A 20325-nucleotide genomic window follows, 5' to 3' on the forward strand; every position below is an offset into this window, starting at 1 on the left:
GGATATCGAAGTTTGATCGGTACTCCAATATCATAGGAGAACAGACCGGGATAGAATTAACAGAGCAGCTGTTTCAGATAAGCAACCAATTGGAAGGTAAACATAAGTAGGGATGAACGGCATAAAAAACGCCGCCATTCTCTTGCGGGAGATTTAAGCGGCGTTACACGTTTAAAGCAGCCTTCAGCGTTCTCAGCAAGTAACGTTACACCTTTCCATAAATGCTACGCGATTTAGGGAAGCTGATCGCAAGCTCTGTATATTGGCCCGCTTCTGATCGCGCAGACAGCCGGTGCCCCAGCTTGCCGGCCATCTGGCTGGCCAAGTACAATCCCAAACCCGTTGATTTTGCGTCATTTCTGCCTGTTGATCCGGTGAAACCTTTATCAAAAATTCTTCCGAGGTCTTCCGGGAGGATTCCGATGCCGGTATCCCGAATCAAAAGCCGCTTCTCGCTTGGATTGTCCTCGAGGGAGCAGGTAACGGCACCTCCTTGGTTTGTATATTTCAAGGCGTTGGTGATGATTTGGTTGACGATGAATCCAAGCCACTTGGCGTCACTGTGAACCGCGTGTTCTTCTTCCCACATGGTAAACCGGATCCGTTTGGCAACGAATAGCTTGGCGTACTTGCGGACACATGCCCGCATGATCTGGTTCAAAGAAACCTCGGCGATCAGATAATCCCTCGAAAATGAATCGATCCGGGAATAATAGAGCGCTTGTTCTACATAATGATCGATTTTATTCACTTCATCCTCCAGCTTATACACGAGCTCCTCAGCCGACTTGCCGGCACTGTTTCTCATCAACAGATGGGCGGCCGTGATGGGAAGCTTCACCTCGTGAATCCAAGACATGATAAAGTCATGATAGTCCTTCCGCTCCTCATGGCACTTCCGCAAGGTATCCAGCTTCGCTTGATGAAGCTTTCTCGCCAAAGCTGTATACAGCCTTTGCTCATAACTGAGCGGTTTTGGTATGGCAGCGACCATAACGTCATCGCCGTTATCGCCGTTACCGCCGTTACCGGTTATTTCATTCAACGCTTGGTAATGCGCGTAGTTCCGGGCATATCCAACGACCAAATAGGCGGCCGTTAAGATCAAGCACCCGAGTAACGTGTAAAAAATATCTCCGACATCGTACGTTCCGGATGAACTAATCACCATCATTAAGGTTACAAACAGCATCATTGATGCGGCCAGTACGATCACATAACGTTTATCTTCCAAGTATCGAACAAAACTCATTTGATCATATACCCCTCACCCTTGATCGTTGAGATGAACCGGCTTTTACCCAAATCATCCAGTTTTTTTCGAATCCGCGTTATATTAACCGTCAAAGTGTTGTCATCCACAAAGCTTTCATCCTCCCACAAGCGACGCATGATGGTTTCTCTGCTAACGATGCTTCCTTTACGCTGCATCAGCAGATTCAGGATTCGGAATTCGTTCTTCGTCAGCTCCACCGATTGCTCCCCGCATAACAGCTTCCCATCATGCAGGTTCAGGATCAGGCCGTCGTGCTCGATCACATTCGGGACGGGATCGATATAGGAATAGGTCCTGCGCAGCAGCGCTTTGATTTTGGATATCAGGACTTCGTCATAGAACGGCTTCTGTATGTAATCGTCTCCGCCCATATTGATCGCCATCACCATATCCATCGGCGTATTGCGGGAGGAAAGAAAGATAATCGGCACGTTGGAGACATCCCTAATCCGGCTGCACCAATGGAAACCGTCATACACCGGCAGGTTAATGTCCAAAAGTACAAGATGAGGCTGTTCTATGGCATATCGTTCCTGCACCCGTTCAAAATCGTCACAAAGCACGGACTCGAATCCCCATTTCTGCAAGGTTTCCCCGAGCATTTCCCTGATCGTAGCATCGTCTTCCACGATCATGATCTTCACATATAATCCCTCCGATCCGGCACGGTTCATGTCATCCATTACATTATACCTTTGATACGAAAAGCAAACATCATCGCTATGGACAAGGTTACAAAAATGTAAGCCTGCTCAATGATTTCGTAAGTCAGGAGTAAGGCTGCGCGTTACAAACGGTGTTATGATACCAGGGAATGATTACCTGGAGGTGGAGAACAGATGAAAGAGATCGTTAAAATACATCAATTACAAAAGTCGTACGGCGCTAAAGGAAATGTGATCCCGGTACTGCACGGGATTGATATGACTGTTCAGAAAGGAGAATTTGTCGGGATTATGGGGCCATCCGGCTCCGGGAAAACGACACTGCTCAATATCGTATCCACCATTGACGAGCCGACCTCTGGAGACATCGTGATCGACGGGGAACCCGTGCTGCAGATGAATGAAGCGCAATTATCGGAGTTTCGCCGAACGAAGCTGGGCTTTATTTTTCAGGACTATCATCTCTTAGATACGCTGACCGTCAAGGAAAATATTGTGCTTCCGCTCGCCCTTGCAAGGATGAACGTGGCCGAAACGGAGCAGCGGGTGTCAGCGGTCGGGGAGCGCTTTGGCATCGGTCATATTATGGACAAATACCCGTATCAAATCTCCGGCGGCCAAAAGCAGAGAACGGCTGCTTCCCGCGCAATCGTGACCGATCCGAGGCTGATCCTGGCGGATGAACCGACGGGAGCTTTGGATTCCCGCGCTGCAGCCGACTTGCTCGAGACGATGAAGGATTTGAACGAGCAGGATTACGTCACGATACTGATGGTCACGCATGATGCTTACGCAGCAAGCTATTGCAGCCGTGTGTTATTTATTAAAGACGGCGGCATTTTTGCGGAACTGGTCAAGGGAAGCATGGTCAGAAAAGAATTCTTCAAGAAGATATTGGATGTGCTGAACGTGCTGGGAGGAGATGCCAATGACGCTGTTTGATCTGGCGAAGAAAAACATTCGGGGCAATTTCCGCCATTATTTCGTCTACTTCATCTCTATGTTTATTAGTGTCGTCATTTTTTATATTTTCGCTTCCCTGCAGTACAGTGCGGAAATCATGAACGCGATCGAGTCGTCCAGCAGCATGAAGTCCACGTTCTTCATTGCTTCGATCGTGTTAATCTTGTTCGTGTCGGTGTTTATCCTGTATTCCAACCAATTCTTCTCCAGAAAACGGAAGAAGGAAGTAGGGCTGTATGCCCTGCTGGGATTGCCCAAACGAACGATCGGCCGATTGCTATTTTATGAAAATCTGCTGATCGGTATAATCGTTCTCGCATTGGCAATCGGTGCCGGCTCTCTTCTGTCAAAGCTCTTCACCATGATCCTGGCCCGGCTGCTCGGCATTAGCGTGGATATCGGGATGTCGATCTCCTTTCCGGCGATCATCAGTACGGTTATTGTGTTCATGATTATTATCCTGATCACTTCAGTGCAGGCGTATAGGCTGATCTACCGATTCCGGCTGATCGAGCTGTTTCGAGCCGAGCAGGAAGGGGAGCGGGAACCGCGGGCTTCCATCATTTCAGCGTTTGCTGCTATCCTCATCCTATCGATCAGTTATGGGTTCGGAGTTCGCGAGTTTGCGAATAATGAGCAGATCCTGACCAATCTTGGGGTGATGTCGGTCGGGATTATAGTGGGAACGGGGCTTTTGTTTTCATCACTTATTATTTTTGTCCTGCGATTGGCGAAGCGTCGTAAACGTTATTACTATAAAGGGTTGAACTTGGTAGTTACGTCGAATCTCGTCTATCGCATGAAGGGGAATGCCCGCACGTTCAGCATCATATCCATCTTGTCGGCTTTGGCGTTGTGCGCTTTCAGCTTTGGCTTGAGCACCTACCATACCTACGAGCATTCCACGCGTTTGATCGCTCCCTTCAGCTATATGTTTGTCAGCCAGAACGAAGCTTTTAACAGGGAAGTCGACCATATGATCCGAAGCGATACGGCGCATCCTGTGGCCGAGCAGGTTACGATTCCAATTATTCATCTGAACGGACATTCTTCGAGCGATGAGATTATATCGAAGAAACAAATGGCATCTAACGAGCTGCCAATCAAAGTCACCTCCATGAGCGGATATAACCGGGCTGCGGAAGCACTCAGCATTCCCCGACTGGATGTGACGGAGCCCGGCCTGGCGATTGCGATTCGCCCGATGTACACGGATCATGAGTGGTCGGATTATGACGGAGAGACGCTCACCTTGGAGCTGCCCTCACAGCCGTTGACTCTTGCATTTACCGATATGACGATCGAACGAATCGTGAACTGGAACTATCCGGATATAATGGTCGTGGTCGCTGACGAAACATATCACGCCATCGAGCGGCAGAGCCCTTCTGTAGACTATATCGGTTACGCGGTAGAGGGACAGAAAACAACGAAGGCTACTTCTGATGCGCTTGCCGCCATGGCAACACCGGAATCAAAGCTGTCGTCGTATTATGCCGAATATCGTGTCGGAATCGAAAGCGCTGCGCTAAATGTATTTATCCTCGGCTTTTTGGGACTTGTGTTCCTCCTGGCAACAGGGAGCGTCCTTTATTTCAAGCAGTTGACCGAAGCGGCTGGAGATCAGGCCCGCTACGAAGTTCTGAGGAGAATCGGTGTGAGCATGAACGAAATTAGCGGTTCGATCATTAAGCAGAACGCTATGATCTTTATCCTGCCGTTGCTCGTTGGAGCGGGACATTATATTGTCATATTCAGCTGGCTAAGGAGGCTGTTCGGCGGATTAGGGGGCATCAGTCTTCTGGAGCCCGTCCTGGTCTGTATTAGCGTGTTTATGATGATCTATATGGTCTATTTTGTGCTGACCGTAGGTTCTGTCAGCAAAATTCTCATTGGGGAAGCCCCGCGTTGGATCCATCTTTCGGTGCTGGTGATCGCGTCAGTAGCCATCGTGCTTGCCGGGCTCTTCGTATGGCTTGCCCCGATCCCGCAGGAAGAAGAAATTGCGAAGGGGCCAGGCGTCCAGCTCCACATTCCCGCACCTATGGGGAGCTATCCGGTCGGCGTGACAGAGCTTCACTTGATGGATGAGGACAGAATGGATCCTTGGAATAACGAAGGACCGAGGGAGCTTATGATCAGTATCTGGTACCCGGCCGAAGAAGAAAGCGGACAAAAAGCTAAATATATGCGGGAAGGTGCGGCTAAGCATTATGACGAATCGGAACTTCCATCCATCGGCCTGACCCCCGGCACGGTCAATCTGGCCGATATCGATACCCACGCATGGCTGGATGCGCCTGCGGCCGAGATTGAGGGAGGCTGGCCAGTGATTATCTTCTCCCCGGGCGGCTCCATTCCGCGAAGCTTTGGCACCATCCTGGTGCAGGACTTGGCTAGCCGCGGATATATCGTCATTACCTTGGATCATACGCATGAAGCATCGGTCGTCGAATTTCCCGACGGTCGGGTCGTAACGGAGACGTTGCCGGCATTCAGTGCTGAAACGGTGCTTAAGATGATCGATGTCCGCGTCGATGATGTTCGGTTTGTCCTGGATCAATTGACCGGGATGAGGGCAGGCAGCAATCCGGACACCGGCAAGAAGCAGCTGCCTCACGGTTTGGCTGCCCTCCTTAATCTTTCCAAGGTAGGCATTTACGGGCACTCCGCGGGGGGAGCAACGGCCGCTCAAACGATGTATGAGGATGAGCGAATCGATGCGGGGATCGATATGGACGGAACGATGGGGCATATGCCCAATCATCCCCTGCCCGTAGCACAGGATGGCCTGAATCGTCCGTTTATGCTGCTGAACTCCGGGTTCAACGACGAAGGTGAAGTGGACTCGCATTTGACGGCGGAGGACCGGGCCATGTTCTGGAACCATACAAGCGGTTGGAAATTGGATGTGGCCATACCGAAAGGGGCCCATTTTACCTTTACCGATTATCAGTCTCTGTTGCCTCAGCTTGCAAGCGAGGTGAGCCTTTCCAGGCTTTCGGTCCAGCAGAGCATTGGAACGGCTGACCCTGAGCAAGCGCTTGACGCGCAGCGGGAATATGTGGCGGCTTTCTTCGATCATCATTTAAAGGGCTTGCCGCAGCCGCTGCTAGAAACAACGCGCACAATGAACACGGAAGTTCGAGTTATGGAGTAGAACACAAGGAATCCATCACATTACTGCGATTGTAGGGCATCCGCAAGAGAACGTTGATTTTTATGCCGGTGTATTAGGACTCCGCTTGGTCAAACAAACGGTAAACTTCGATGATCCGGGCACATACCATTTTTATTTCGGCAACGATGGCGGCAAGCCCGGAACGATCATTACATTCTTTCCTTGGCCTGATGCCTATAGGGGAAGAATCGGCAGCGGACAAGTGGGAGTAACATCCTACGCGATTCCGAAGGGGGCGATGACATTTTGGCAGAACCGCCTTCAGACATATGATGTTTCATTCACGATGAGTGAACGCTTTGGGGAAACTTATTTGCGGTTTGATGATCCTCATGGCCTTCATCTTGAGCTCGTGAAGCGAGAAGAAAGCGAGCTCATACCTGGAATTTGGGCGGAGGCACTCCTGATGTAGCGATTAAAGGTTTTGGAGGAGCAACCTTACTCTCCACGAGACCGGAAAGAACAGCCGAATTGTTGGAACAAGTGATGGGACTGGAATATGTCGGCCAAGAAGGAGAGCTTGCACGGTATCGTTCCTCCGCGGATATAGGAAATACGGTTGATCTGAGGCTCTCTGGAGCTGGATACGGACAGCTGGGTGTCGGTACGGTTCATCATATTGCATGGCGTGCTAAAGATGATGAGGAACAGCTCCGGTGGCAGCAATATATTGCAGACCAAGGCTATCAGGTAACACCGGTGCAAGACCGTCATTACTTTAATGCAATTTATTTCAGGGAGCATGGCAGCATTCTCTTTGAAATCGCTACGGATCTTCCAGGCTTTACGCACGATGAGTCGCATGAAACGATGGGGCAAGCATTGAAGCTGCTGTCACAATATGAGCCTCACCGGTCTGAAATCAAAAAAGTATTGCTTCCCTTCGAAGTGAGAGAGCTGGAACCCAACGCGGGAGGAGCGTCTTGATGCAGTCCATCGATCCATTGAACCTTACCGAGAGGGAAAATTATAAGCTGCTGATCGGCAGTATTATACCGAGGCCGATCGCATTTGTTACGACGCTTTCGCATGATGCCGTGTTAAACGGAGCTCCGTTCAGTTATTTCAATATCGTATCTTCGGACCCACCGTTCATCTCGCTGTCCATCCAGCGCTCCGGCGGGAAGGCGAAGGGCACGGCCCGCAATATGAAGACGAGGGGCGAGTTCGTTGTTCATATTGTGGATGAAGACAATGTCCATCAAGTGAATATGACGGCTGCCAAGCTTCCTCCCGATCAGAGTGAAGTCCAATTGGCCGACTTAACACCCGTCGACAGCGTTAAGGTTACCGTTCCAGGGATCGCTGAAGCTAAGATTCGCATGGAATGCGTAGTGGAGCATGCGTTGGAGTTTGGAGGACATGGTGAGAAAGGCTGCGATTTTATTATCGGAAGGGTCGTGCAATTTCATATCCAGGATCATATTTATGAAAATGGAAGAATTGATCCTGTTGGCTTGAAGGCGGTTAGCCGGTTGGCTGGCCATCATTATGCCAAAGTCCGAGACATCTTTGAGATTGAACGCCCCCTTAGGAATAAGAATTTCTGTAAAGCAGCAGAGACATCAACATTCAGAGAGCTGCGTAGGTTTAAATCAATGAATAGAAGTAGCCGTGTTCATTAGGATCGGCTCTTTTTGTTCGGCAAAAAACAACAAGATACGATGAACACGAACCAAACACTTTGAGCTTTTATTTCTTGGCAAAATCGCCTTGTGTTATAATCGCTATTTTTGACATTTGCAAGATATACCTTTAGCGGAAACGGCTGAGGTGATAGTCTTATGATCATGGGAATTAGCTACGATGAATTTTGGAGATACAGTATCATCATATTTGTACTGCTAATTATAATTATGCTTGTAGGCTTTGTACTGTATAAAATGCATGAATCGAAACAATATAATAGAGAAAACGAAAAAGACGCAGGTTTTTGAAATGCTGCATTAAACACGGTGATAGGTTTGGAGAAGAGATACAAAAGTAAAAACGAATATGAATGAAATACAAGGAGTTGTAAACTGAAAATACTTATTTCAATTTAAGCTGCTTGGTGCTATGCGATTAATCATAATAAGTAGCAACTTTAATCTTACGTTTTGTTAACGGGGAACAAGACTTATCCAGAAATACAAGGCAGCCGATCTACGTGGTCGGCTGCCGTTTTGCTATAGTTAAACGTATCTTTCATTCTTTAACTAAACCTACGTGTGCATGTTAACAAGAAAAATTTAGTAGCATTACAATTACCATTTTTGGATTCGCGGACCCGCGACAATTCGCATCAGCATATCCGCATTCGGCATATCATGATCATTCTCCATTGGCATGTTAAGCGTGATCAATGCGGATAACATGGTCAATAAAGCAGAAATGAGCTCGCCTGCACTCCCTGGTGCAAAGTCCCCAATCTCTTGTCCTTCTTCGAACAGTGGTAGAAGTTGTTCAACAAAGTTCTTTACGGAAAATTGGCGGAGTAATTGTTTAGCTTCCCTTGGCACATTTTCATCATTGTTTGCGTGTTGGATGAGCTTAAAAGGATATTGTATACTTTCCTTCTCTAGAATACTTGCGATAAAGGTGCGGACCTTTTCAAAAGGAGAACCAGGGAGATCATAAACACCCTCCAGCGTAGTTTCCTCCGCTACTTGTCGAATCAAGGTGATAAATAGTTCTTCCTTTGATTCGAAAAAACGGTAAAGCTGTCCCGCACTGAGCTTGGCTTCTTCAGCAATCATGCTCATTTTGGCTCCGTGTAAACCATGGCCTGCAAACACCTTTAAGGCTGCCTCTAAGATTTGCTGTTTTCGAGATTCTCTTCGATTAATCAATTGTTCTTCAGATAATGGTGTCATCAGCTAGGACTCCTTCTTTATTTATGACTCAGGATGAGGGCATAAGTTGATCTATGGTTGCAAAGGTGGCTCGCTTAAATGAGGGAAGCAAAAGTTTCAGTCGTTCCTCAAGTGGTTGATCTGACTCCTTCATCCAGTGATCTAACCATTGTTTAGCTTCTCCGGATCCTCCCGCAGCGAGCAAGGCTGTCACCATTCCCGCATTGAACAGTTCGCTAGGGGATAAGAATAGGGAGTTAACGAGCCAATACAATCCAAATACTTCATAATTGGCTTGTTCCGTGGATACCTGAAGGACATGTTCGAGATAATTTTGAGCGAACTGCAATCCTTGTATCGGCTTTATACCAACATACTCCACACCTTTCCACCTTAGATCTGACACAGCATTTAACCACCATGCTACTTCAATGCAACCTTGCATCTGTTGATGGACATTGATCTCAAAGCTAGGTTGGGGATGACTCAACTGTTGTTGAAGGCTTGTTTCTAAAATTTCCGATTCCATGGCCGCAAGCGTCATCCCTTGACCATAAACAGGATCAAGTTGGCAGAAGGCATCTCCCATGACAAGTAACCCAGACGGCCATTGCTGCATTTGTTCAAAATGTTGCCTGGACAGTTCAGACACCCGAAAACCGCGTGGTAGTCCGATAGGTTCCAATCCTTCAAGGACCTCATTTAATAAAGGACAACCCAAATGGCGAATATCTTGTTCAAATAATGCAGGATCGTTGGAAGGATACTGACCATTTAAGTTCCAAAGTACCATTTCAGCTATATCGTTTTCTATGATAGAAAACGCAGCTGCATGGGTATTCTTGAGCGGATCTCCTTCTAAACGAATTACATCCAGCTCTTCTTTGCGTCCATCCGGTATGCGATAACGCCGAGTGCTATAACCGAGAGATATCTTTAATCGCTCTGGCTGCGGCACTTCGTACCCTAGCTCCGAGAGCCAATGAACAGTCTTGGAGAATTGGCCACTGGTGTCGACGATAAGATCTGCCGTCATTCTGAATTGTTTGCGTTCACCTGAAATACGTTCTCGGACTATAATGCCAGTTACTTGTGAACGATCTTCAGAAGCATGAAGGTGGATGACTTCATTCAACCCGAGCAGACGGACATTTTGTATGTTCCGTATATATTGGCGAATGCCCCATTCGAGTAGGGCTCTACTGAACGATGCATTATGACTATGTTCGACGGATGTTATTTTGCCATAAGGACTGAGGAGATGTGTAGTTTTCCCACGAGTAGAGTAAGCACCCTTTTTGATTAATTCATCCATCAGTCCAGGGAATAAACGGTTCAGGATCAAACTGCAGCGAGGCGTTAAACGATGAGGCTGAAAGGCTTGGGGTGTTCCAGAACGACTGTCAGGTTCTTCAGAAAAGTGGTCTCGGTCTACAACCACAACTTCAGTATAAAAATTAGACAGAACTTTAGCTGCCAATAGTCCGGCAATGCCTCCACCAATAACAATAGCACGGTCCGTTTTCATGAGTCATTTCCCCTTTATTAACAAGTTTGTATAGATTAACTCAATGTAAGGATTAACGAACTAATAATGAAATCACCTGAATTAAGTAAACTGAACTCGTTAGCTAGCTTACTGTGAACCACCTCCCGTTCTAAAGAATGAATCATTCATTCTCAAGGTACTTCATTTTCTTTTTATTGTCAATTCCCTTAATTCATGTACGAATTTATGCTAGAAGTTTTGTTTTTGTGAGACAATAATGAAAACAATTTACTTCTGATGCTTCTCTATTCCAACTCCGCATGATAGCAAAGCTTACAGTTACGATTTAGAAGAAAGAATTGATTTAAAGTGGCCACTAAGCATAGTTCCTTCAAAAAAAGCCGACTTTTGCTTCTAAGGCTCGATATCCCATCTATGGAGTCCATAAAAGGGATCTTAACAGGGCGGGGGATAGAATTGGCTATGAAGCAATACAAAGCATTTAGTTCTCTGACGATGTTAGCACGGGATAGGACTGAACATATCCATTTCAAGGAGAAAAGGTATGAAGAGTCAAGTGAATGCTCCTAATTGAGCAGGATAGTGAATTAGCATGGGAGAATGTTTATATAAAACAGACACGACATCATCTGTCCTTGAGCTACTTAAGATGCACAAAGAAGGTAATTCATCAGCTATTCAAGTAGGTAAGGAGACATTGAGAGGTGGGAATGATGAAAAATCCGAAGTCCGAAAGTGATAGAGAGCGATTTTTAATCGAATTAATTAATTTGATGGTGCCCATAAAGGGAGGAACTATTGAATTACGTGATACGGATAAATGGCTGAGTTCTAATTCCACGTTATCAAACCCTGGAGGCGTTAAGAAGGCAATCACATGGACTGAAATAATCGAACCATTCTATATTATGAAGTATCCGGTAACACAGCAGTTGTATCATTTAGTCATGCACGAAGAAGATATGATGCTAAACCACTTGCATATGACGGAAGTTTCGTGGATAGATTCAATCAACTTTTGTAATATATTGTCTAGAATGCTTGGCAAAACTGAATGCTATACAGTCACTAATGAAAGTGAAAAGACAACATATCGGTCATACCCCTGCAAAGTAGACAGTAAAAAAAGACAAAACTTAAGCTGCGGCCGTTTCCCGGTATTCTAAGGGAACGGTCTTTTAGTTTTTACTGGAATCGTTCTGGTTTAGGAACAGAATGTATCCACTCACGTACTGTTCAACCTCCGCTTTGATTTGCTACCTTTTTCAAGATATAAATGAGAGAAGAACGACTCAATACAGGCAGTGGTTTAGGTCATTCTTCGCCTCGAGTGACTACCTAGCTGAGAAGAGGGATATCGCCTGTCATCGTATTGATTTTATGGGACAGCCTCTTTTGTTAAAAAAGGTTTTTAGTAATCTTTTGGGTCAGAAGTTCAAGTTTCGGTACCATGACAGCATCATCAATGGCTAAAATTTTTTCGGGTTTAAATAGTTGAATTTTCATTAATTGATAATAATCAAATAAAATTTGTTGAACTGTTAATTGATTCGTCATTAGATACTTGGCATTGAACATTCCCCTTAAAAGCTCATTCTGCATAATTAGTAGCTTGCCGTTGATATCATTAAAAATCCCTTTTTGAATTCCTTCTTCGTAGAAACCCAAAACCTGCTGTTCTCGCTTCTTCATTGCTTGATTCAGTCGATCATACCAATCCGGATAACTGGTTGCCTAATACACCTACCGTAGATGACATGTCAACTCCTCTTTCAAATGCTGGATTTACTGTTTTACAAGTAAGGTACCCAGGGAGTTGGCACAGCTATGGAAAGTTTGGTCCATCAAATTCAATCTGCCGGGTTAAAGTGAGATTTTACGCTTACTTTATTTTTTCGCATATCCTTGCTTGTTCAAATAGTTCATCATTTGAGGGAGAGTACTTCTCTGGAGATGATCTTGGATATGGTCACTCCATCCCTTTACTTTTTTCACTGTGAAGGGAGCCATAACCGGACGGCTCTCATAATACCTCAACATGGCTTCATCATAGATGGCTAATTTCTCTTGATCCAGTGGTTGATATTGATTTTCTTGCAAGACCATGGATTGAGGCAGCCGCGGCTTAAGTCCAGGTTTATCTCCTGCAGGGGTACCCAAGCATAATCCCACCAAAGGTATCACATACTTCGGTAATTTCAACAGGTCAGATAATTCGTTAATATTAGCTCTGACAGCTCCGATAAATACACCGCCAAGTCCCATGGATTCGGCTGCTGTTAAAGCATTTTGTGCCATCAGTCCAGCGTCGAACGTACCAACCAACAGAAATTCAATATATTCAATATCCACCACTGGGGCAATTTGATGATTACGGTTAAAATCTGCACAAAAAATCCAAAACTCTGCTGCTTCTTCAATATAGGGTTGATCCATACTGAGTTGCATCACTTTTTTTCGCAGATCAGGATTTGTGATTCGAATAATCGAAACGGCTTGAAGAAGACTGGAAGATGAAGTTTGACTAGCTGCTTTAAAGATTGCTTCTCGCTGATCTTCTGTCAAGGGTTTATTGGTAAAAGATCGCACAGATGCATGATTATGAAGCAGTGAAATGGTTTCATTCATGTAATCCATCTCCATATTTATTTGATATAATAACTCTGTATTGATAATGAACTCACATGTTTTCGCGTGTTCCCTACTCTCCTTTATGCTGTATAGGCTTAGAGTTGAATCACCTATTTGCTATAATTAAATTATTAAATTAAGACTGCTAACTAAATATTGGCCAATGTTGTTCTGTCCCGGTGACATTGACACTATCATAAAATTTTTCGTTGGATCCGCAAAGAGGGCAATATAAATGAACATAGTACAACTTTTTGTACCTTCGGGGGGGGGGGATATCAATGAGGGTCTGTAATGAAGGATTTGATAAAGCGTTTATCGATGAAAACAGGGATATGTACGCGATATCCTTTACCCAATATGTCCTTTCAGGACGTTGGAAATACTTTATATTATGGTATCTAAGAGGAGAAACGCGTCGCTATACGGACATAAAAAAATTTCTTGGCGATTTATCGCAAGGCTCTCTCACAAAGCAGCTTAGAGAGTTGGAGAAAGATGGAGTCATTAAACGTGATGTTTATCCAGAAGTTCCTCCTCGGGTAGAGTATTCGCTTACAGACAAGGGGAATAAATTACTGCCGATCCTTGAGAAGATGGAAGACTTCGGAAGAGAATACGGCTAAAAAAATTATTGTGGCTGAATCTAAGCAAGAACCTTTTGAACCCTCGGTTGTTCTTCATAGCACCAAATACAGACTCCAGGCTCGATCATTCGCGCCACGGCCAGGACATACAGATGGACACACGTCTTCGTGTGAGCCGAGCAGTCAAAAGTAGCTCATCTTGACGCGATTGTCGATCAATACGTGGCTGCCGATAATTATCTGTATGTTTCCCCATGTCGAATTTCTCGCCGGTTTTTAAAGAATACACGGATGCGACTTCAATTCCGGGCAAGACGTTCAAGTATACCAAGAATGGTCCTGTAAGTTTGTTGTCCGGCAAGAAAGCCTTGCACATTTATCTGAAAAAGATTGCAGTTTTATAAATGATTACGGCCATTACGGATTCCATATCATTCTTCCGCTTGTCTATGCTGCGCTTGGCATCGCTTCCTGGGCTTTGCGTCCGAAAAGCCGCAGACTTTAATGGCATAAAGAGATTAGAGGCGATATGATAATGTTCTATAACGTTGATTGAAGTAGTAGAACTAGCTGGTTTACGTGCCAATGATACCGCTGATTAGCGGTATACTTTAAATATAATTAGGAATTATCTGTATATTCCATTATTTCTTTGATACTCTGTTAAATATGTGATGGTAACACCGAGGAGGTAGCGACTCATGGTTGAGAAAATGCACGTCGACGAAAAGGAACTTGATGAAGCGCTCGTTCGTCGTCTGCTTGTTGCACAGTTTCCCCATTGGGCGGATCTATCCCTGCGACGGATCGAGCCGGCTGGCACAGTGAGTTGGCCCAAGTGTAGCTTGTAGGCATGCAGAGCCTGTGTGGCACCAACACTCCGCTTAGCCAGTGCTACAAGTGGTTTAGCTTGCTGCAGACCCTCATGTCGCTTCACATATTGTTTCCAGCCGGTAATCACATGCTCTGTCGTTAACCGGCTAATCTCTTTTGGGAGAGGAAAGAGCCGTAACGTGGCATGGAACTGGTGCAGGTTAGGACCTTAAAGACCTGTCGTAGTTCTGGAAACACAATGTCTACCCAGCGGTGGATCTGGTTCACGGCGCTGTTAAGTCGCTTAGCGACCGTATCACGGTTGGCCATGAGAATCCGCAGTTCCTCGTAGGCTTCCGGCCTGGGCAATATCTACGCCGATAACCAAATGCGATGAGGAAATATTTTCAATCGGGAAACGATAGATCAACAATGACAAAGAAAACAGCAGATCATAGTGATCGGCTGTTTTTATTTAATTTCAAGTCAAATTAATTGAAGATGTGCAGACGAGCAATGCAGTCGGATATAATAATTACCATTATTTAATTATTAAACCTCTAGGGAGGATATGTTATCATAAACATCCACAAAATAGCTAATGGAGGTTTTTTTGAGCGCAGTTTTTATCATGGGCGCTGATCAGAATGGTAAAAAAATAAAACTTGATGCTAATGTAAATGTTCAAGCTTTACAAGCATTAGCGAATAACCCTATTTTGGAGGAGAACGAGAAGAAGTTCAATAAATTAGAGAAAAAAGCAAATATAAAATTACAGTTGACATTAGACAGTGGAAAAGAGATTAGCACTAGTCTGAGCGATTATAAGGTTAGCATTAAAGGGAATATAAAACTAGATCAAGCTTATCCCTTTGAAGGTGAAGGAGACCTTCAATTATATCGATTCGATAACAGAGAAGTTTACTACGGAGCAATCGACGTAAATATGAAAAATGTTAAAGGTAATGACGAGGGTGTAGTTTCACTTCGTTATGAGCCCCAAACAGAAAAACTGGACATCTCTGTAACAAGCGGAGCTATGGGAGATACTGCTATGATTCCTTTTGGTACCCCGTTCTTAACAATAGATGATCTAACTAAGATCGATACTATTAAGGAGGAAGTTACACAATAATGAGTAAGATCAAAAAGCAATTAAATATCTTGGTTACAGCTTTACTAGTAGTTTTTTTTGTATGAGCACTTTGGGACAGACTGCTTTTGCAGCATCTACGAATGAAATTTATTATCTCAAAGGGGCGGCTTATAGCTCTGATCTTCAAAAACAGTATAGTTCAACACCTACGGATATCGGATCTTCTGCTGTGGTTATGTCTGTTGCAACGACTTTTGATGGAAGATCTATCGGAAAAGAACGTGTGAGAGCATGGACTAGAAACGCCATTGTAGCGAACTACTACAAAGCCGGAATCGTAAAGACAAATTATGTCTCTTTATCGTTCGGTAACCCTAATGTAACGATGTTACTCAATCAGGATGATGTATTACCAGCAAAAACAGAGGCTTTTGAAGGCATCCCTGGAGTATCCTTCTTTTTGAAAGGGATATTATCTGAAATATATGAGTTGTCCATGTCCGTCATTCCATACATGAATGGATCAGTGGGTCATACTTTTAATGATAATAATTCGGTTTCGAGTGTGAAAATTAACTCGAGTGATTCTAATTTAGAACTACCTGCAACTGTGGGCTATAAGGAAGGAGATAGGTACTATAATGGTATTTATAATACTCAAAGTAATACGGTTACAAAACAAGGTATAGGTAAAGGAACTTCTGCGTACTTTGGATATAAATATATTGTTCCAAAAAACAGTACAGGCACTTTAACTGCTTCTGCAATTGCTCAGTATGAAGTTAGAGTATTTAATGATCCAATAAGCGGCATTCCGTTAATTTTTAGTGCCACTTCAGGCAAGGCTAGTGTTGCCCACACGATTAGCTACCAACCATAAAGGACGTAACTATGAAAACTAAACTAAGTTATACCGCATTAGCGATCGCAATCATTTTAATCATTACCTCATTAATTTTTTTTAATAAATATAATTCATTGATGAACAGGATAGAGAGTGCTACTAATTTATCATTTAAGTTGTTTATTACGGAGACTCAAAATTATCAAGATGAGATTAATGATTATATTGAAACGAACAAAAATTCAGCTCAAGAAGCCCTTATTAAGGATGCTAACTCAATGAGAAAAGCATACCAAAATTACGCATTGTTGGTCAGCCTGGCAAACGATGACGCTGATACGAAACTATATAATCAAAGAACCGATTTATACTTGAAGATTATAAATAGCGAACCGGACTTTAACAATGCCTCTGTGAATACGTTGAAAGACTTCGTGGAGACAATAGATGCTACGATTAAAGAATTGCAAAGAGTAAAGTAAATTGGAAGAAAATCAGCTGATGTCGAGGACAAGAACAGTGTACCATTCAAAGTCGCTATTATAGCGGCTTTTTTGTTTTAAGGAACCAAGTTCTTGTCCCAAGCTAAGGACAAGAACATAGTCCGATTACCGAGTAGATGTAAAACTAAATAAAATGAGGGGAAAAGGCTTAGGAATACTGTAATGAAATAATAAGTTCGATTTTCTGATGACGACAATTGTTTGTATACGTTTGTCGAGGCAGGAAATTCAGGGGAAAGGGGCGAAGGCTTTACAGTCGCAAGGTGGTTGGAAAGATTCGTATAAAGAGGAAGAAGGGGGGGGACACAATGAAAGTAAGCAATCGCAGCAAGAACGACAGGACGAATCGGGGGAGCGCCCGGAGATCGGGGCGTAGGTGGGCAGCCTGTCTGCTCGTCGGGGTTCTGGCCCTTACGGTCGTCGTACCGGCTTTTCCGGCGGAACGCGCATTGGCGGCCTCGGCTACGATGGCCACGCAAGGAGGGTTCACGCAGGATCAACTCGATGGATTGGCTTATCTGAACGAGATTCGGGCGAAGGTAGGCGTAAGCCCGTTAGAACTGGATGCGAGATCGACGCAAGCGTCGCAGGCGCACGCGGCATATTACACTACCACCCACTTCGAAGGATTGCTGGCTCATCGGGAGGAGTCGGGGACAGCAGGATTTACGGGAGTAACCGCCGGAGACCGGGGCAAAGCAGCCGGATGGCCAAACGCTTCGGTAGCTGAAGTCATGTCTTATAATAATGCAACGACACGCGAGGCGATCGATTCCTGGCTAAGCACCGCTTATCATCGCAAGATTATACTAGACGACCGCTATACATCGGTCGGCATCGGGTTGCAAGGTGGTACTGCGGTCATGAACCCGGCTTACGTGAATTACCAGATTAATGGTCCGGAAGCCAAAGTGTATCGGTATGACGGCATGAAAGGAGCCGACGTTGGATTCTACGGATTCGAGATTCCGAATCCGCTTGACCGCTTCGGTGTTGAACACTCGGGTAGCATCATCTCGGCTTCGGCAGGCCTCGCCATCGATTCGTTCGAAGCGAGCATCGTTGACTCGCAAGGGCAAGATGTTCCGTACTACAGCGAACTGCAAGGCAATACGGTGTTCTTGTTTCCGAAAGATGTGCTGGACGGGTACAACGTCTATACGGTGAAGCTCGATTATAGGCTGTATAAGGAGTCGCAGCTTCGCAGTAAGACCTGGTCGTTCACGACAGGCAAAGGGCGCGCGATAAAGGGCTTATCTGCCCAATACGACGAAATGGTGCTGAATCCGGGCAGCAAGTTGGCGCCGTTTGCTCCAAAAAATGGGCCACTCATCCCGATCGTATCCTTTTTTAGTTGGTATTCCTGACAGGGACAACTTTCTGTTCTCATCAGCCCCATCCCGATCGATGGTGCATACTGATGAGGCTCCTGCTGCTATGGCTTCTCTAATGTGTTTAGCAGTCTCGGGGTAATGATCGGAAGGAAACACCAGTTTAGGCGCGAAAGAACGGGTGGACGAAGGCGAAACAAAACGGCCATTCATACGTCTAAAGTTAGAAGAGAACGCCTAACAAATATTTCCTGTGAAATGGAGGCTTACATTTTGCATACCAATATAATGACAAAAACTATTATAATAAAAAACCGCCGGACAATATTCCTTGCTGCTGCCATCATGTCTTTGTCAACGAATCTTCCGGCTTCTGCGGCAGAGACTGCCTATGCGGCAGGACAAGCATCTTCGCCAGCTGTGGGAGTTACAAGCATTTCCTTGGCTTCGTCAGCGGTACCTTATGGATTGGAGGCAACGACTTTAAGCGTCGACGGAAAGAAGCTGGATGTACTGGCTTACCATGCTGATAACACCCTTATGGTCCAATTGGTGCCTGTTGCCAAAGCCATGGGATACACAGTTGATTATAATGCGAAGACCGGTGATCTCACGCTAAAGAAGCCGCGGCGTGTAATCAAGATGGCTCTTAATTACAGCGAATACAACCTAAACGGCATGACTTCATCCGCCAAAACCCCCTTTATCCGCGGCAATTCAACATATCTTCCGCTGCGCCAGCTTGCTGACCTGTCCGGATACACGATTGTCCAGCAGGACAGGGCTGAGTATAAGCTGACGGCACGTCCCGAAAATGATGTAACCATTTCTGCCTCTGAGGAACTGTCGGTTGCTACGGAGCCGTATTCTTTTTCGTTCCACTATCCGGTCTTGTCCGGATATGCCAACAAGGAAGCAATGGATAATATTAATCAGTTTCTGAAAGAGACAGCAGAGAAGTGGAAAACAGAAGCGGAGCAGGTGCTTTCTGAGGCCTGGGCGGTTCACCCTAATAAAGACCGGATTATTGATTACGCCCATATGTATCCTTATGGCTTTCAGGCGCAGTGGAAGGTTGCCTACAATCAGGAAGGTCTGCTCAGCCTTTATGCCGATACCTATCAATATATGGGCGGCACAGAACCAGACCGGCTGCTCCGCCACAGTTGGACTTTTGATCTGAACACCGGACAACCGCTCACGCTGCTCGAGGCCTCCGGCAATTTACCGGATTATGCTACAAAGATTAATCAGTATGTGAATCTGAAAATTGCATCCGGAGAAGTGAACAGCACCCCGCCGGCACAATTTCCGGGGATAGAAACGGCTGGTACAGGCTGGTATGTCCAAGACGGAAAGATCATAGTGTATGTTCAGCCGGAGCCGGTTGCTTTTCTCAAAAATGAAATATTTGAAATTTCGGTGCCAATCTCCAGAATTGCTGGTGCGGAACAATAAGCTTCCTGATCATTAAGTGTTGCTGCTTCATCAAAAAAGCTGTCTTAGTCACCGGGCGTAGGTGGTATTATCTCTTTAAGTAGACACTTAAAAAAACCTTCATATTATCATGAGGGTTCAAGTGACACTTGGAGTGGCTTGCTTCCCATCAGTTTTTCGAAGCATCAAGGCGGCGGGCAAGGTGATCGTTTCTACCGAGATAGGCGGAATGCCAATCGCTGAAATTGGAATTTCGGCAACAGAATCATGGAATATCTTGGCCAACGGATGCAAAAGAAATAATGGCTGCACAAGAAGTTACCGAGCAGCAAAAGATATAAGCAAAGATTTAGTAGCGATTGCTTCCGGAAATGGGGAAGCAATCGCTATGTTTTTCTGCGGATATTTTTATTTTTTTGTCCGCCACATGTGTACAATAAATAAAAAAAGATGACACATTGAAATTAGTTTAATTCCGAGCAGCATTGAGTATTATCATTTAAGTAAAAATGAATCGAACAGTGTCGGGGGACAAGAACATGGTCCCCATTGAAGTCGCTATTTTAGCGGCTTTTTTTATTTTATCGGTACAAGTTCTTGTCCCGAGCCAAGGACAAGAACTTGTACCGATTACCGGAATGGACAAGAACATAG

General features: G+C 45.1%; 17 protein-coding genes and 3 pseudogenes. 13 read left to right on the forward strand and 7 right to left on the reverse strand.

All coding sequences use genetic code 11. The annotated features are described in order from the left end of the window. Positions 1 to 205: 205 nt before the first annotated feature. Together L6H98_RS03575 and L6H98_RS03580 are read right to left on the reverse strand one after the other, a co-directional pair. The gene (locus L6H98_RS03575; RefSeq protein ID WP_236412873.1) at positions 206 to 1252 is read right to left on the reverse strand and encodes a sensor histidine kinase; all 1047 of its coding nucleotides are present in this window, start codon (positions 1250 to 1252) and stop codon (positions 206 to 208) included. Further along, positions 1249 to 1920 (reverse strand): response regulator transcription factor, encoded by a 672-nt coding sequence (locus L6H98_RS03580; protein ID WP_290371410.1) that lies wholly within the window; start codon positions 1918 to 1920, stop codon positions 1249 to 1251. Before L6H98_RS03580 ends, L6H98_RS03575 begins: the two co-directional genes overlap by 4 nt. A gap of 195 nt (positions 1921 to 2115) precedes the next feature. On the opposite strand from L6H98_RS03580, the gene L6H98_RS03585 reads away from it, so the two are divergent. The 4 genes and pseudogenes from L6H98_RS03585 to L6H98_RS03600 all read left to right on the forward strand — a co-directional run bounded on the left by L6H98_RS03585 (position 2116) and on the right by L6H98_RS03600 (position 7710). Next, positions 2116 to 2883, forward strand: coding sequence for an ABC transporter ATP-binding protein (locus L6H98_RS03585; RefSeq protein ID WP_236412875.1), 768 nt, complete (start codon positions 2116 to 2118; stop codon positions 2881 to 2883). Next, positions 2870 to 6064, forward strand: a complete 3195-nt coding sequence (locus tag L6H98_RS03590; RefSeq protein ID WP_236412877.1) for an FtsX-like permease family protein — start codon at positions 2870 to 2872, stop codon at positions 6062 to 6064. The genes L6H98_RS03585 and L6H98_RS03590 overlap by 14 nt, the downstream gene beginning before the upstream one ends. A 10-nt stretch (positions 6065 to 6074) precedes the next feature. Next, positions 6075 to 7012 (forward strand): annotated as a pseudogene (locus tag L6H98_RS03595) (ring-cleaving dioxygenase). Continuing rightward, positions 7012 to 7710, forward strand: a complete 699-nt coding sequence (locus tag L6H98_RS03600; protein ID WP_236412879.1) for a flavin reductase family protein — start codon at positions 7012 to 7014, stop codon at positions 7708 to 7710. The pseudogene L6H98_RS03595 and the gene L6H98_RS03600 overlap by 1 nt, the downstream one beginning before the upstream one ends. 621 nt (positions 7711 to 8331) lie before the next feature. On the opposite strand, the gene L6H98_RS03605 is transcribed toward L6H98_RS03600, so the two are convergent. Then, positions 8332 to 8940 carry a TetR/AcrR family transcriptional regulator gene (locus L6H98_RS03605; RefSeq protein ID WP_236412881.1) on the reverse strand — a complete coding sequence of 203 codons (609 nt, stop codon included), beginning with the start codon at positions 8938 to 8940 and terminating at the stop codon, positions 8332 to 8334. 28 nt (positions 8941 to 8968) lie between these two features. Then, positions 8969 to 10447 carry an FAD dependent oxidoreductase gene (locus L6H98_RS03610; RefSeq protein WP_236412882.1) on the reverse strand — a complete coding sequence of 493 codons (1479 nt, stop codon included), beginning with the start codon at positions 10445 to 10447 and terminating at the stop codon, positions 8969 to 8971. A gap of 686 nt (positions 10448 to 11133) precedes the next feature. Between L6H98_RS03610 and L6H98_RS03615 the strand changes: the two genes are divergently transcribed. Further along, positions 11134 to 11595, forward strand: a complete 462-nt coding sequence (locus L6H98_RS03615) for a formylglycine-generating enzyme family protein (protein ID WP_236412883.1) — start codon at positions 11134 to 11136, stop codon at positions 11593 to 11595. Positions 11596 to 11827: 232 nt separating this feature from the next. On the opposite strand, the gene L6H98_RS03620 is transcribed toward L6H98_RS03615, so the two are convergent. Both L6H98_RS03620 and nfsA read right to left on the reverse strand, forming a co-directional pair. Continuing rightward, complete coding sequence (locus tag L6H98_RS03620) at positions 11828 to 12121, reverse strand: hypothetical protein (protein ID WP_236412884.1); 294 nt, start codon at positions 12119 to 12121, stop codon at positions 11828 to 11830. 195 nt (positions 12122 to 12316) lie between these two features. Further along, positions 12317 to 13057 carry an oxygen-insensitive NADPH nitroreductase gene (gene nfsA / locus L6H98_RS03625; RefSeq protein ID WP_236412885.1) on the reverse strand — a complete coding sequence of 247 codons (741 nt, stop codon included), beginning with the start codon at positions 13055 to 13057 and terminating at the stop codon, positions 12317 to 12319. Between the two features lie 284 nt (positions 13058 to 13341). On the opposite strand from nfsA, the gene L6H98_RS03630 reads away from it, so the two are divergent. The 6 genes and pseudogenes from L6H98_RS03630 (at position 13342) to L6H98_RS03655 (ending at position 18270) form a co-directional block, all read left to right on the forward strand. After that, the gene (locus L6H98_RS03630; protein WP_236412886.1) at positions 13342 to 13686 is read left to right on the forward strand and encodes a helix-turn-helix domain-containing protein; all 345 of its coding nucleotides are present in this window, start codon (positions 13342 to 13344) and stop codon (positions 13684 to 13686) included. 135 nt (positions 13687 to 13821) lie between these two features. Further along, positions 13822 to 14024 (forward strand): annotated as a pseudogene (locus L6H98_RS31350) (NAD(P)H-dependent oxidoreductase); the annotation flags it as partial. A gap of 1049 nt (positions 14025 to 15073) precedes the next feature. Further along, positions 15074 to 15595 carry a hypothetical protein gene (locus L6H98_RS03640; RefSeq protein ID WP_236412888.1) on the forward strand — a complete coding sequence of 174 codons (522 nt, stop codon included), beginning with the start codon at positions 15074 to 15076 and terminating at the stop codon, positions 15593 to 15595. A gap of 61 nt (positions 15596 to 15656) precedes the next feature. After that, positions 15657 to 16436 carry a hypothetical protein gene (locus L6H98_RS03645; RefSeq protein WP_236412889.1) on the forward strand — a complete coding sequence of 260 codons (780 nt, stop codon included), beginning with the start codon at positions 15657 to 15659 and terminating at the stop codon, positions 16434 to 16436. Between the two features lie 11 nt (positions 16437 to 16447). Then, positions 16448 to 16882, forward strand: a complete 435-nt coding sequence (locus L6H98_RS03650; protein WP_236412890.1) for a hypothetical protein — start codon at positions 16448 to 16450, stop codon at positions 16880 to 16882. A 488-nt stretch (positions 16883 to 17370) separates the two neighbouring features. Further along, positions 17371 to 18270 carry a CAP domain-containing protein gene (locus tag L6H98_RS03655; protein ID WP_236412980.1) on the forward strand — a complete coding sequence of 300 codons (900 nt, stop codon included), beginning with the start codon at positions 17371 to 17373 and terminating at the stop codon, positions 18268 to 18270. Here L6H98_RS03655 and L6H98_RS03660 read toward each other — a convergent pair. Further along, positions 18223 to 18396, reverse strand: a pseudogene (locus L6H98_RS03660) (DNA-entry nuclease); the annotation flags it as partial. The gene L6H98_RS03655 and the pseudogene L6H98_RS03660 sit on opposite strands and share 48 nt — an antisense overlap. A gap of 111 nt (positions 18397 to 18507) precedes the next feature. On the opposite strand from L6H98_RS03660, the gene L6H98_RS03665 reads away from it, so the two are divergent. Together L6H98_RS03665 and L6H98_RS03670 are read left to right on the forward strand one after the other, a co-directional pair. Next, on the forward strand, positions 18508 to 19692 hold the full coding sequence (locus tag L6H98_RS03665) for a DUF4163 domain-containing protein (protein WP_236412892.1): 1185 nt from the start codon (positions 18508 to 18510) through the stop codon (positions 19690 to 19692). 121 nt (positions 19693 to 19813) lie between these two features. After that, positions 19814 to 20125 carry a hypothetical protein gene (locus L6H98_RS03670; protein WP_236412894.1) on the forward strand — a complete coding sequence of 104 codons (312 nt, stop codon included), beginning with the start codon at positions 19814 to 19816 and terminating at the stop codon, positions 20123 to 20125. Positions 20126 to 20325: the final 200 nt, after the last annotated feature.

This window comes from Paenibacillus sp. JJ-223 (assembly GCF_927798175.1).
In the GTDB taxonomy this organism is placed as follows: Bacteria; Bacillota; Bacilli; order Paenibacillales; family Paenibacillaceae; genus Paenibacillus; species Paenibacillus hubeiensis.